11 protein-coding genes are annotated in these 12953 nt (G+C 61.8%); 4 read left to right on the plus strand and 7 right to left on the minus strand.

The genetic code is table 11. The features are described 5' to 3' along the window. The 6 genes from EN851_RS14165 to EN851_RS14190 form a co-directional block, all read right to left on the minus strand. Entirely contained in the window at positions 1 to 486 is a 486-nt protein-coding gene (locus EN851_RS14165) for an SRPBCC family protein (protein ID WP_135929465.1), read from the minus strand. Beyond that, positions 483 to 866, minus strand: coding sequence for a metalloregulator ArsR/SmtB family transcription factor (locus EN851_RS14170; protein WP_127872354.1), 384 nt, complete (start codon positions 864 to 866; stop codon positions 483 to 485). The genes EN851_RS14165 and EN851_RS14170 overlap by 4 nt, the downstream gene beginning before the upstream one ends. Before the next feature lie 113 nt (positions 867 to 979). Continuing rightward, positions 980 to 2008, minus strand: coding sequence for an esterase-like activity of phytase family protein (locus EN851_RS14175; RefSeq protein WP_135929466.1), 1029 nt, complete (start codon positions 2006 to 2008; stop codon positions 980 to 982). Beyond that, positions 2005 to 3903: a cobaltochelatase subunit CobT gene (cobT, locus tag EN851_RS14180; RefSeq protein ID WP_135929467.1), complete on the minus strand. Its 1899-nt coding sequence runs from the start codon at positions 3901 to 3903 to the stop codon at positions 2005 to 2007. Before cobT ends, EN851_RS14175 begins: the two co-directional genes overlap by 4 nt. A gap of 11 nt (positions 3904 to 3914) precedes the next feature. Further along, positions 3915 to 4901 (minus strand): cobaltochelatase subunit CobS, encoded by a 987-nt coding sequence (gene cobS, locus EN851_RS14185; protein WP_127276014.1) that lies wholly within the window; start codon positions 4899 to 4901, stop codon positions 3915 to 3917. A gap of 123 nt (positions 4902 to 5024) precedes the next feature. Continuing rightward, positions 5025 to 5654 (minus strand): J domain-containing protein, encoded by a 630-nt coding sequence (locus tag EN851_RS14190; protein ID WP_127276015.1) that lies wholly within the window; start codon positions 5652 to 5654, stop codon positions 5025 to 5027. Positions 5655 to 5831: 177 nt separating this feature from the next. Between EN851_RS14190 and EN851_RS14195 the strand changes: the two genes are divergently transcribed. Beyond that, complete coding sequence (locus EN851_RS14195; protein WP_127276016.1) at positions 5832 to 6134, plus strand: BolA family protein; 303 nt, start codon at positions 5832 to 5834, stop codon at positions 6132 to 6134. Positions 6135 to 6141: 7 nt separating this feature from the next. Here the strand turns inward: EN851_RS14195 and EN851_RS14200 are convergent, their stop codons facing one another. After that, on the minus strand, positions 6142 to 7695 hold the full coding sequence (locus tag EN851_RS14200; protein ID WP_135929468.1) for an acetolactate synthase large subunit: 1554 nt from the start codon (positions 7693 to 7695) through the stop codon (positions 6142 to 6144). Between the two features lie 417 nt (positions 7696 to 8112). On the opposite strand from EN851_RS14200, the gene EN851_RS14205 reads away from it, so the two are divergent. From EN851_RS14205 to EN851_RS14215, 3 genes are read left to right on the plus strand one after another with little or no spacing between them, the layout of a single operon-like run. After that, positions 8113 to 10062: a PrkA family serine protein kinase gene (locus EN851_RS14205; protein ID WP_135929469.1), complete on the plus strand. Its 1950-nt coding sequence runs from the start codon at positions 8113 to 8115 to the stop codon at positions 10060 to 10062. Between the two features lie 19 nt (positions 10063 to 10081). Beyond that, positions 10082 to 11395 carry a YeaH/YhbH family protein gene (locus tag EN851_RS14210; RefSeq protein ID WP_135929470.1) on the plus strand — a complete coding sequence of 438 codons (1314 nt, stop codon included), beginning with the start codon at positions 10082 to 10084 and terminating at the stop codon, positions 11393 to 11395. 8 nt (positions 11396 to 11403) lie between these two features. Then, positions 11404 to 12945, plus strand: coding sequence for a SpoVR family protein (locus tag EN851_RS14215; RefSeq protein WP_135929471.1), 1542 nt, complete (start codon positions 11404 to 11406; stop codon positions 12943 to 12945). Positions 12946 to 12953: the final 8 nt, after the last annotated feature.

Raw genomic sequence — 12953 nt, forward strand, 5'->3', positions numbered from 1 at the left:
TTACTTTGACTTCTGAAGTTCCGCGCCAAGGGCCTCCAGCAGGCCACGGGTCCCCTCTTCCCGCCCCTGGGCGGAATCGACACCATCAAAAAAGACGCCCTGCTCGGTATAGGTCAGCCTTGTGCCGTCGCCCAACGGCGTCAGCTCCACGGTGGTGAGGGATGCCGACATGGGCTGCGATCCGACCGCCATTCTGTAGGAAAACACGATGCGCTGGTCGGCGACGATGTCCTGGAATTGCGCGTCGAGCCTGACCTCCGGACCGCGGCCATAGCTGAACCTCGACACCTCGCCACCGCCGACACGAAAGTCGAAGCTGAACTCGGCAACGGCAAAACCATCGCCTTCGATGCGCCAGCGCCGCACCGTCGCCTTGTCGGCGAAGGCATGGAAGACCCGCGACGGCGATTGCGGATAGGTGCGCTCGATGGTGAAGGTGGAATGGATGACGGAATGCTCGTCCTTGACGGGGGCTATCTGGTTCATTGCTGTTTGTCCTTTTCCTGATCCTGACTTTTCTCGGAGGATTGGCCTTTTGGGGATGGCTCTGGCTCGGCCAGAATCTGGCCAAGACGGTCGAGATGGCGTTCCGCCGGTATGCGGCGTTCGGCAATCCAGTCGGCGAGCGGGGCGAGCCCGCCCGGTTCGATCCGGCAGGTGCGCACCCGCCCAATCTTTTCACTGCGGATCAGCCCGCAGGCCTCCAGCGCCTGGAGATGCTGCAGCACGGCGGCGAAGGTCATGCCGAACGGCTCCGCCAGCTGGCTGACGGTGGCCGGTCCGCTGCTCAACCGTTCCAGGATCTGCCGGCGGGTGGGTTCGACGAGAGCGCGAAGGATGCTGTCGATCTCGGAATGGTTGAGCATGGACTTGAGTATTACGCCAATCGCACGAATAGTCAAGTCTGTGCTAAAGTGTTTTGATCAGCGTAGATCGAGTGACGGACAGTCGACCCTACTTCAACCAGGCAGAGTGCCAGTCAATCCTGGTGCAGGATGAATTCCAGGTAGAGATTGCGCTGCAGGATCGAGTGGTTATCGTCGGAGATCAGCGACACCATCAGCGCGCCGTCATCGCGGGTCCAGACGTCGAGACCTTCCATATTGTCGATCTGGTAGCCCATGTCGGCCTGCAGCAGCACCGGCCCATCGGCGACGGCGCCCTTCTCGACGCTCTCTCCATAAATGCGCCGCAGCCGCATCTTGAGGCCGCCCGCCATGGTGAAACTGCGCTCCAGCAGCAAAAGATCGCCATCCGGCAGGAAGGCGCCATCGGTGATGTCGAAATCGTCGTTGCGCTTGACGGTAAAGACGCCCTTGTGCGGGCCTTCGATTATGGCGGCGTAGATATTGCCGGCCTTGTCGAGGCTCTTCTCCGAGACCACGACCAGGCCGCCCTGATGCTGGCCGTTGGCATTGGCATGGGTGACGGTCTCGAAGCCGCGATTCTGCCGCAGCTCCCGCGCCGGCACCAGGAAATCCAACTGCCGGAACGACCCCTTCATATTGTCTTGGTCAATCTTGAACTGGGCGACGCGATGGTTGCGCTCGAAACCAACGGTGGCGATGCCGTCCTTGACCGCAAGGCCCTCGGCGTCGACTTCCCATTTTTCGTCGATCGGCTGGCCGTTCTGGTCGACCATCTGCTGCATGCGAAAATTCTGGATGCCAACGGGCCGCCTGTCAGCGTCGCGGGCCACCGAGCCGAAGAACCAGTAACCGGTGTCGGCCACGCCGATGAAATCACTGCCGGCTTTCAGAAACCGGAAGGCCGACAGCGCCCCGAAATCACGTGATGGCGAGGTCATTTCCAGCCCGCCGACGAATTCGAGCTGGCCAAACTGCTTGTCGGTACGGCCAATATGGAATTCGGTGATCGGGCGGGCCGAGACCGCGACAGGCTCAACCGGAGCCGGGTCGGCCGAACCGGCTGGCGCCGAAGCCATGCCGGCAAGCAAGGCGAAGGCGGCGAAAAGCGTGTGCCGAAACCCGCCTCGGAAAAAGATCATCCGGCGCGCCGCATGCCGCCGCGACGCGTATCCTTCGCGCTTTCCTCCGCAAACAGCGAAGCCAGTTGCTCGGTCATGGCGCCGGCCAGTTCCTCGGCATCGACGATGGTGACGGCGCGCCTGTAATAGCGCGTGACGTCATGGCCGATGCCGATGGCCAGCAACTCCACCGGCGAACGCGTCTCGATCAGTTCGATGACGGCGCGCAGATGGCGTTCGAGATAATTGCCGGGATTGACCGACAGCGTCGAATCGTCGACGGGCGCGCCATCCGAGATCATCATCAGGATCTTGCGCTGTTCGGGCCGGGCAATCAGCCGGTTGTGCGCCCACAAGAGCGCCTCGCCGTCGATGTTTTCCTTGAGCAGGCCTTCGCGCATCATCAGGCCGAGATTGCGCCGCGCCCGCCGCCACGGATGATCAGCGGACTTGTAGATGATATGGCGCAGGTCGTTGAGCCGACCGGGGTTCGGCGGCTTGCCGTCCTTCAGCCACTTCTCGCGCGCCTGCCCACCCTTCCACGCCCGCGTGGTGAAGCCGAGGATCTCGACCGAGACGCCGCAGCGCTCCAGCGTGCGCGCCAGAATGTCGGCGCAGGTGGCGGCGACCGTGATCGGCCGGCCGCGCATCGAGCCGGAATTGTCGAGCACCAGCGTCACCACCGTGTCACGGAATTTGGTGTCGCGCTCCTGCTTGAACGACAGCGGCTGCATCGGATCGATGACCACGCGCACCAGCCGCGCCGGGTCGAGATAGCCCTCTTCCAGGTCGAAGTCCCAGGACCGGTTCTGCTGCGCCATCAGGCGGCGCTGCAGCCGGTTGGCGAGCCGTCCGACGACGCCCGACAGGTTGGCGAGCTGCTTGTCGAGGAAGGCGCGCAGCCGGTCGAGCTCTTCCTCTTCGCAGAGCTCCTCGGCGCCGACCGTCTCGTCGAAAGCTGACGTGTAGAGCTTGTAGTCGATTTCCTTTGGCAGATTGGTGAAGGGATTGTCGTTGCGGCGCGCCTCGCCGGGGGTTTCGGCATCGGCATCGTCGTCATCCGACAGATCGTCGGCCGTCGCGTCGGAGGCTTCGGTCTCCGCCGACTGCTCGTCGTCCGCCGATGCCTCGGCGTCCTCGGATTGCGACTGCTCGGAGCCGGAATCGTCTTCGCCGCCCTCCTCGCTCTGTTCCTCGCCTTGCGGCTGGTTGTCGTCATTGTCCTCGGAGTCTTCGGTCTCCTGGTCGTCGCCGAGTTCCTCGGCCATTTCCATGGAGGCGAGCATCTCGCGCACGACGCGGGCGAAGGCCTGCTGGTCCTCGAGCTTTTCCGACAGGCCGTCGAGGTCCGCCTTTGCCTTCTCCTCGACCCACGGCCGCCAGAGTTCGACCAGCCGCTCGCCGCTCTTCGGCACCGGCCGGCCGGTCAGCTTTTCGCGCACCATCAGCGCCAGCGCCTCCTCGATGGGCGCGTCGGCCTTGTCCTTGACGTCGACGAGGTTGGCCTTGGCGTATTTGTCCTCCAGCATCGAGCCGATATTGTCGGCGACGCCTTGCATGGCGCGGCTGCCGATCGCCTCGACGCGGGCCTGCTCGACCGCATCGTAGATGGCGCGGGCAGCCTTGCCTTCGGGCGCCAGCTTGCTGTGGATGCGCACGTCGTGGCAGGCGCGCTTCAGCGCCATGGAATCGCCGAGCCCGCGGGTGATCGCGATGTCGGTCTTCGATGCCTTCTTGGGCAGTTCAGGAAGCCGCGCGCGGCTGCCGGCCAGCGCCGGCCTGTCCTTGGCGAAGCCGACTTCCATCTCCTTGTCGCCGGCGATGGCGCGCATGCAGACGGTGACGGCGCGCTTGAAGCTATCGGCTTCAGACCCCGTCTTCGACTTGTTGCGCGTATTGTCGCCCGGACCCGCCATCGAGGCTCTGCTTAGCCCAGCACCACGTTGGCCGCGCTCTCGGGCAGATCCTGGCCGAAGGCGCGCTGGTAGAACTCGGCAACCACCGAGCGTTCCAGCTCGTCGCACTTGTTGAGGAAGGTCAGCCGGAACGCCATGCCGACATCGCCGAAGATCTCGGCATTCTCGGCCCAGGTGATGACGGTACGCGGGCTCATCACCGTCGACAGGTCGCCATTGATAAAGGCCGAGCGCGTCATATCGGCGACGCGCACCATCTTGTTGACGATGTCCTTGCCCTTGGTGTCGCGATAGTGCTTGGCCTTGGCCAGCACGATGTTCACTTCATTGTCGTGCGGCAGATAGTTCAGCGTGGTGACGATCGACCAGCGGTCCATCTGCGCCTGGTTGATCTGCTGGGTGCCGTGATAGAGGCCGGTGGTGTCGCCCAGACCGACGGTGTTGGCGGTCGAGAACAGCCGGAACGCGGGATGCGGGCGGATGACCCGGCTCTGGTCGAGCAGCGTCAGGCGGCCGGACGATTCCAGCACGCGCTGGATGACGAACATCACGTCGGGACGGCCGGCATCGTATTCGTCGAAGCACAGCGCGACATTGTGCTGATAGGCCCAGGGCAGGATGCCGTCGCGGAATTCGGTGATCTGCAAGCCGTCCTTGACCACGATCGCGTCCTTGCCGACGAGGTCGATACGGCTGACATGGCTGTCGAGGTTGACGCGCACGCAAGGCCAGTTGAGGCGGGCGGCAACCTGTTCGATATGGGTCGACTTGCCGGTGCCGTGATAGCCCGACACCATGACGCGGCGGTTGTAGGCAAAGCCGGCGAGGATCGCCAAGGTCGTCGCCTTGTCGAACAGATAGTCGGGATCAATGTCGGGCACATGCTCTGATGTCACCGAATAGGCCGGCACCACCATCTTGGACTCGAAGCCGAATTTCTCCTTCACCGACACCGTCGTGTCGGGCAGGTTGGCGATATCGCGATCGACCTTGTTCATATCTCTCAACGTCTCCACAAGCGAAACGTCGCGTTTCGCCGGCAATCGATTTTGTTCGGGGGCGGTCTTAAAGCCTTTTCCAACCTTATGAAAGTTGGAAAACGACACAAACCATAGGGTCGCTCAGCACAGGCCTGCCTGTTTGAGCACGCGATAGGCCTGAAGCACATCGCGGAACCGGTCTTCCGAACCTCTGTCGCCGCCATTCGCATCCGGATGGTGACGCTTCACCAGTTCCTTATAGCGCGCCTTGATGTCCTTGCCAGTCGCCTTTGTATCAAGGCCAAGCGTTTCCAGCGCCTTGGCCTCAAGGGGCTTCGCCTTGCGCTCGCGCGCCTCGCGCGGATCCTTCGGCCCCTTGAACAGGTCGAACGGGTCGCGCATGCGGTTGTAGTAGCCGGCGCGGCCGGAGCGCATCTGCGCCATATCGGGCGAGGAGCGTGTCGAGGCGCCGTTGACGCCCATCTTCCAGGTCGGCCGGTGGCCGGTCATGGCTTCCTTCTGGAAGCGCGCGACCTCGGTGTCCGGCACGCCGGAGAAGTAGTTGAAGCCCTTGTTGTACTCGCGCACGTGGTCGAAGCAGAACCGGAAATACTCGCCCTCCTTCATGCGCCCGACCGGCGCGCGATGCGTGCCCGCCTCCTTGCAGCCATCCCACTGGCAGATCGGCGCGTGCGACTTCACCTCCGCGTCCTTGTCGGGGCGAACGCGAATCTTCTCGAAATATTTGGGATACGGCTTCATCTCACCCATTTATGGGGCGTTCGCAGATGCGAAACAAGAATTGACATTTTCGCGATCATCGCCCTAACCGCTGAATCGCGGCTTAAAGCAGGCGAATGACTGATTTTGTTGCGCGCCAGCGGCCTGGTGAGACCGATTTCTGGTTTTCACGGCAGCGCCAACCATATGTGGTGAAGGGAGAAAACGATGTCCATACAGGCGACCATGGAAGACAAGCTCAACAAGGCATTTTCGCCGGACCGGCTGGTCATCCTCAACGAAAGCCATCTGCACGCCGGCCATCATCACGTGGAATCCGGCCACCACGCCGAGTTCGACGGCACCGGCGAGACGCATTTCCGTGTCCGCATCGTCTCGCCGAATTTCGCCGGCATGAGCCGCATCGACCGTCACCGCGCCGTCAACGAACTGCTGGCCGACGAGTTGAAGGCCGGCGTGCACGCGCTGGCGATCGAGCCGGCGGCGCCCGGCGAACAGACGCGCTGGTAAGAACCGGTCAGATTACCGCTTCGATCAGAAACGGCCCCGGGCGAGACAAGGCAGCGTCGAGCAGCGCGTCGAACCGCTCGCAGGTATCCGCACGCGCAGCCTCCACGCCCATCCCTTTGGCCAGCGAAACCCAGTCCAGCGCCGGATGGTCGAGATCGAGCATGCGCCGCGCATTCTCACCGATCGCGTTCACGCCGACATTCTTCATCTCGCCATGCAGGATCGCGTAGGCGCGATTGGAAAAGACGATCGTCACCACGTCGAGATGTTCCCGCGCCTGAGTCCACAGGCCCTGCACCGTGTACATGCCGCTGCCGTCGGCCTCGAGATTGATCACCTTGCGGCCGGGACAGGCGATCGCCGCACCCGTCGCAAGCGGGATGCCGCCGCCGATCGACCCGCCCGTGCCCATCATGTAATCGTGCGGCGCGGCAAAGGCCGACAGCGCGAAGAAGCGCCGCGCCGAGGTGACGGCCTCGTCGCAGACGATCGCGTCGGCCGGCAGCTTTCTCGCGACAGACAGTGCGACGGCGTCTTCCGTCAGCGGGCCGTTCGGCGTTGCCTCGTCGGGAAACGCGCTGGCAACCGCCGTCCGTTGCGATGGCTTGACGCCAAGTTCACCGCGAAGCGCTTCCAGCGCCGCATGCAGGTCCTGCCCATGGGCGGCGAGCGTCAGCACCTGGCAGTCGTCACGGACAAGCCGTCCCGGTTTTCCCGGATAGGCAAAGAAGGCGACCGGCTCCTTTCCGCCGACCAGCACCAGAACATCGATATCCCTGAGCGCTGCCGTCGCCGCGTCGACAGGATAGGGAATGCGCGTCGGCGCGACACGTCCGCGCCCGCGCTGCATCCTGGCGATCAGGACCTCGCTGAACAGCCTGACATCGCAGGCCGCCGAAATCTGGCCGGCGATCTCGAGCGCATCGGCGCGCGCCGCCCGCCCGCGAACGATCATGCCAACACGGCCGGGCGCGGAGCGGATCGCCGCGGCAACCTGACGCACCGCATCCACGTCAACCACCGGCGGCGGTGAAAGGACAACCTTGCCGGGCGAAACCGCGTCAGCCTCCCCCCAGGCCGCGTCCGCCGGCAGGATCAGCGTCGTGACGCCCGGCGGCGTCAGTGAGGCGCGAAAGGCCGCCTCCGTGGCCGGCTGGACATCGGTAGGCCCTTCGATGCGGCGCACCCAGTTCGACATCGGCGCAGCCAGGCCTCCGATATCGCTGGTCAGCGGCGCATCGAGCGGCAGATGGTATGAGGCATGGTCGCCGACGATGTTGATCATCGGGCTCCTGGCGCGCCTTGCGTTGTGCATGTTGGCAAGACCGTTGGCCAGCCCCGGCCCGGTATGCAGCAGCGTCGCTGCGGGGCGGTCGGTCATGCGCGCATAGCCGTCGGCCGCACCGGTCACCACGCCCTCGAACAGGCCAAGCACACAACGCATCCGCGGCTTGCGGTCGAGCGCGGCGACGAAATGCATTTCGGATGTGCCGGGGTTGGCGAAGCACACCGTAACATCATTGGCCAGCAGCACGTCGCACAGGACATCGGCGCCATTCATGCAAATTTTCTCCCGTTAACGAGGAGCAATTGCACCCGCGCATGTCCGCGCCGCAATATTCCGCCGACGCTTTTGGCATGATCCAGCCACAGAATGGGCAAGTGACAATCGGCTGGGTCAACCGTCTGGCGCGGCCACAGGCTTCGTCGAACTCGAACCGGGTCGCAACTCTCGCCGCCTCAGGCCGCATCAACACGCTTCAATACCGTGCAGATCACGAAATCAATCTGCCCCTTGACGACCTCATCTGGCCATCACCACCTAAGTATTGGGTAAGCATTTCGGCCAGATGGCTGGCGTCCGGGTTTCAATGCCAAATGCACGCGCTCTCATAATAAAGGGAACCACCATGCGTTCCGGCAGTTGAATATGTGATGAGCCATTAGGTAGCCAGCACGGCTCTGAGGGCAAAGCATTATGCGCGACAATCAGTCCGACGTCTTCGATCTTTTTTCGGAGATTTATGCCAACGCCGCCCAGGAAGAAACCAGCCTCCAGCAGTATCTCCTTGCCTGCCGAGAGGACAAATCAATGTATGCCTCGGCGCCTGAACGGATGGTCGAGGCGATCGGCGAACCCGACCTGGTCGACACCAGCAAGGACGAACGGCTCGGCCGAATTTTTTCGAACCGCACCCTCAAGATCTATCCCTCCTTCTCCGACTTCTACGGCATGGAGGAAACGATCGAGCGTATCGCCGGCTATTTTCGCTATGCCTCCCAGGGACTCGAGGAGCGCAAACAAATCCTCTACCTCCTCGGCCCTGTCGGCGGCGGCAAATCCTCCCTGGCCGAACGGCTGAAGAAATTGATGGAACAGCGCCCGATCTACACGCTGAAGGTCGGCAACCAGATCAGCCCGGTTTTCGAATCGCCACTTGGCCTTTTCAACCCCGATCGCATGGGCGACCTGCTGGAGGATAAATACGGCATAGCCCGACGCCGGCTGCATGGGCTCATCTCGCCATGGGCGGCCAAGCGACTCGACGAACTGTCCGGCGACATTTCCAAATTCAGCGTGGTCAAGTTGATGCCTTCCCGGCTGCGCCAGATCGGCATTGCCAAGACAGAGCCTGGCGACGAAAACAATCAGGATGTCTCGGCCCTGGTCGGCAAGGTCGACATCAGACAGCTGGAAAATTTCAGCCAATCCGACCCGGACGCCTATTCCTACAGCGGCGGACTGAACCGGACCACGCAGGGCCTGCTCGAATTCGTCGAGATGTTCAAGGCACCCATCAAGGTCCTGCATCCGTTGCTGACGGCGACCCAGGAAGGCAGCTACAACGGTACCGAGAATTTCGGCGCCTTTCCCTACCAGGGCATCATCATTGCCCATTCCAACGAATCGGAATGGCAACAGTTCAAAAACAACAAGAACAATGAGGCTTTTCTCGACCGCATCCTCGTGGTCAAGGTACCGTATTGCCTGCGGATCACCGAAGAGCGGCAGATCTATGAAAAGCTGCTGCGCGAGAGCGACCTGGCCGCAAGCCCCTGCGCACCTGAAGTGATGGACATTCTCAGCCGATTCACGGTCTCGACCCGCCTTGCCGAGCACGACAATTCGCCGCTCTACACCAAGATGCGCGCCTATGACGGTGAGAACCTCAAGGAAGTCGATCCCAAGGCGAAGTCGGTCCAGGAATATCGCGATGCCGCCGGCGTCGACGAAGGCATGACCGGCGTAAGCACACGCTTCGCCTTCAAGATCTTGTCCCAGACATTCAACTACGACACCAAGGAGGTGGCTGCCGATCCCGTGCACCTGATGTACATCCTGGATGAGGCGATCAAGCGCGAGCAGTTTCCAAAGGAAACGGAAGGCGCCTATCTCGACTTCATCAAGTCGGAACTGGCAACGCGCTATGCCGAGTTCATCGGCCACGAGATACAGAAAGCCTATCTGGAATCATACAGCGAATATGGCCAGAACCTCTTCGACCGCTACATCGCCTATGCCGATGCCTGGATTGAGGACCAGGACTACAAGGATCCCGACACGGGCCAGATTCTCAATCGCGAGGTATTGGACAAGGAATTGTCGCAAGTCGAGAAACCGGCCGGCATCGCCAATCCCAAGGACTTCCGCAATGAAGTGGTCAAATTCACGCTGCGTGCCCGGGCGCGAAACCACGGCCGCAACCCGTCCTGGACAGGTTATGAGAAACTTCGCGAGGTCATCGAGAAGCGGATGTTCGGCCAGGTCGAAGACCTCTTGCCGGTGATCAGTTTCGGCTCCAAGCAGGACAGCGTCACGGAAAAGCGGCACAATGAATTCGTGCAGCGCATGGTGGAACGCGGCTACACCGAGCGGCAGGTGCGCCGGCTTGTCGACTGGTACATGCGGGTGAACAAGGCGGGTTAAGAGAGGCCCGAATGGTTCCATGCCTATTTTCATCGACCGCCGCCTGAATCCGAAGGACAAGAGCCTGGGCAATCGCCAGCGGTTCCTCAGGCGCGCTCGGGAAGAACTCAAGCGAAGCCTGCGCGATCAGATCCGCATCGGCAGGATCGCCGACGTGGATGCCGAGCACGCAGTGCCCATGCCCGACAGAGGCACGGGCGAGCCGACCTTCAACAACGCCAGGAACAGCGGCAGGCGCCAGTACATCCTGCCGGGCAACAGGCATTTCTCTCCTGGAGATTTGATCCCCAAGCCCGGCCAGGGCGGCGGCGCCGGGGCGTCGTCCCCGGGAAACACCGTGTCTGAAGACGACTTTCGTTTTGTGCTGTCACGCGAAGAGGTGCTCGATCTTTTTTTCGAGGATCTCGAACTCCCGGATATGGTCAAGCTCAACCTCAAGGAAATCCTTGCCTTCAAGCCGCGCCGGGCTGGCTTCGCCGCTACCGGCTCACCGACCAACATCAATGTTGGGCGCACGATGCGTAACAGTCATGGCCGGCGTATTGCGCTGAGGCGCCCCAAGCAGGGCGAGTTGGACGCGATCCTCGAGGAGATCGCCATGCTCGAGTTGGTGCAATCCAGCGCGGCAACGCGCCAGCGCATTGCCGCTTTGCGCGAGGAGCTGGACCGGTTGGAGCGGCGGCGCAGGCGAATTGCCTATGTCGATCCTGTCGACATTCGATTCAACCGCTTCGATCCCCAGCCCGTGCCGAACGCCAATGCCGTCATGTTCTGTCTGATGGATGTGTCCGGGTCCATGGGTGAGCGCGAAAAGGATTTGGCGAAGCGCTTCTTCGTGCTGCTGCACCTGTTTTTGAAACGGCGTTATGACCGGATCGAAATCGTCTTCATTCGCCATACCCACGAGGCGCAGGAGGTTGACGAGGAGACATTCTTCAATTGCACCCAAAGCGGCGGTACCGTCGTTTCCACCGCGCTCGAGGAAATGCATCGCATCATCGGGCAGCGATATCCGGCCAGCCAGTGGAACATCTATGCCGCCCAGGCCTCGGACGGAGACAATTCCATCACCGATTCCGAGCGCTGCATAGCCCTGCTCGACGGCAAGCTCATGCGGCTGTGCCAGTATTTTGCCTATGTCGAGATCATCGACGAGCGCGAAGCCCATATATTCGGCACGACCGAGAACGGGACATCGCTATGGCGTGCCTATAGCGCGATCGACCTGAAATGGCCGAACTTCCAGATGAGCCGCATCGCCACGCCCGCCGATATCTACCCGGTCTTTCGCCAGCTCTTCGGCAGACAGCCGACTCTCCTCAAGAGAGCGTGAGGGAGCTGATGACCACACAAGCCGCTAATTCCGAACTGCTTTTTTCCGGATCCGACTGGGATTTTACGAAATTGTCGCGGGTCTATGATGCGATCGAGGCGATCGCTGTCGAAGAGCTCCATCTCGATATCTATCCCGTGCAGATGGAGATCATCTCCTCCCAGCAGATGCTCGACGCCTACTCGTCAGTCGGTATGCCGCTGATGTACCGACATTGGTCTTTCGGCAAACACTTCCTCCACCAGGATCTGCTCTATCGCAAAGGCGGGCGCGGACTTGCCTATGAACTGGTCATCAATTCCAATCCCTGCATCGTCTATCTGATGGAGGAGAACACCATGGCCCTGCAGGCCTTGGTGACGGCTCACGCCGCGCTCGGGCACAACCATTTCTTCAAGAATAACCATCTGTTCAAGCAGTGGACGGACGCTGGAGCGATCCTCGGCTACCTGGACTTCGCCAAGAGCTACATTGTCCGTTGCGAGGAGCGGCACGGCCTCGCTGCCGTCGAGGCCGTTCTCGATTCCGCCCACGCGCTGATGGAACAGGGTGTATTCCGCTATCAGCGGCCGCCGAAGCTGTCGTCGGAACGACTGCGCGAAGGGCTTCGCGAGCGTCTCGAATACGAAGAGCGCTCCTACAATGATTTGTGGCGCACGCTGCCGCCTTCGCAGCAAAGGGCCGACGTCAAGGTCCAGGACCCGGAGTGGAAGAAGTCGCTCAACCTGCCCGAAGAAAACCTCCTTTATTTCCTGGAAAAGAACAGTCTGGTCCTGGAGCCCTGGCAGCGCGAGATCATCAGGATCGTTCGCGTCATAGCGCAATATTTTTATCCGCAACGGCAAACACAGGTGATGAACGAGGGCTGCGCCACCTTCGTGCACTACACCGTGATGAACGCGCTGTTCGACCGCGGCCGGATCAGCGAGGGCGCCATGCTCGAAATCCTGCGCAATCATTCCAACGTGGTCTTCCAGCCGGCGTTCGATGATCCGCGTTTTTCGGGCATCAATCCATACGCTCTCGGCCTCGACATGATGCAGGACATCAGGCGCATTTCGACCAAGCCGACGGCCGAGGACCGAGACTGGTTTCCCGACATCGCCGGCCACGGCAACTGGCGCGAGGTCCTCCTCGACGCCTGGGCAGACCACCGCGACGAGTCCTTTATCCGCCAGTACCTCAGCCCGGCCTTGATCCGGAAATGGCGGTTTTTTGTGCTCGGCGACGCTGCCGACCAGCCGCATTGTGAGGTCGCCTCGATCCACAACGAGCGCGGCTATGAAAAGATACGCGCCGCGCTCGCTCACAACTACGACGTCGGCGCGAACCGACCGGACATCCAGGTGGTGGATGTCGATCTGCTCGGCGATCGGCATTTGCGACTGCAGCACAAGGTGAAACAGGGCATCCATCTTGAGGACACCAGCCGCGACGCCACGCTTCGTCACATCCGGAGGCTTTGGGGCTATCAGGTCAGCCTGGCCGCCGTCGACGCTGAGACGGGCCTGACGGTCCATGAACGGTCGACGAGCCAGATCGCGGAATGAGGCTTGGT

This window comes from Mesorhizobium sp. M8A.F.Ca.ET.208.01.1.1, from assembly GCF_004791315.1.
In the GTDB taxonomy this organism is placed as follows: Bacteria; Pseudomonadota; Alphaproteobacteria; order Rhizobiales; family Rhizobiaceae; genus Mesorhizobium.

Coding starts and splice junctions, on each gene's coding strand:
- cobS (WP_127276014.1), bottom strand. CDS start 4,901: ATGAACAAGGTCGATCGCGATATCGCCAACCTGCCCGACACGACGGTG.
- EN851_RS14190 (WP_127276015.1), bottom strand. CDS start 5,654: ATGGGTGAGATGAAGCCGTATCCCAAATATTTCGAGAAGATTCGCGTT.
- EN851_RS14215 (WP_135929471.1), top strand. CDS start 11,404: ATGACCACACAAGCCGCTAATTCCGAACTGCTTTTTTCCGGATCCGAC.
- EN851_RS14170 (WP_127872354.1), bottom strand. CDS start 866: ATGCTCAACCATTCCGAGATCGACAGCATCCTTCGCGCTCTCGTCGAA.
- EN851_RS14205 (WP_135929469.1), top strand. CDS start 8,113: ATGCGCGACAATCAGTCCGACGTCTTCGATCTTTTTTCGGAGATTTAT.
- EN851_RS14175 (WP_135929466.1), bottom strand. CDS start 2,008: ATGATCTTTTTCCGAGGCGGGTTTCGGCACACGCTTTTCGCCGCCTTC.
- cobT (WP_135929467.1), bottom strand. CDS start 3,903: ATGGCGGGTCCGGGCGACAATACGCGCAACAAGTCGAAGACGGGGTCT.
- EN851_RS14200 (WP_135929468.1), bottom strand. CDS start 7,695: ATGAATGGCGCCGATGTCCTGTGCGACGTGCTGCTGGCCAATGATGTT.
- EN851_RS14165 (WP_135929465.1), bottom strand. CDS start 486: ATGAACCAGATAGCCCCCGTCAAGGACGAGCATTCCGTCATCCATTCC.
- EN851_RS14195 (WP_127276016.1), top strand. CDS start 5,832: ATGTCCATACAGGCGACCATGGAAGACAAGCTCAACAAGGCATTTTCG.
- EN851_RS14210 (WP_135929470.1), top strand. CDS start 10,082: ATGCCTATTTTCATCGACCGCCGCCTGAATCCGAAGGACAAGAGCCTG.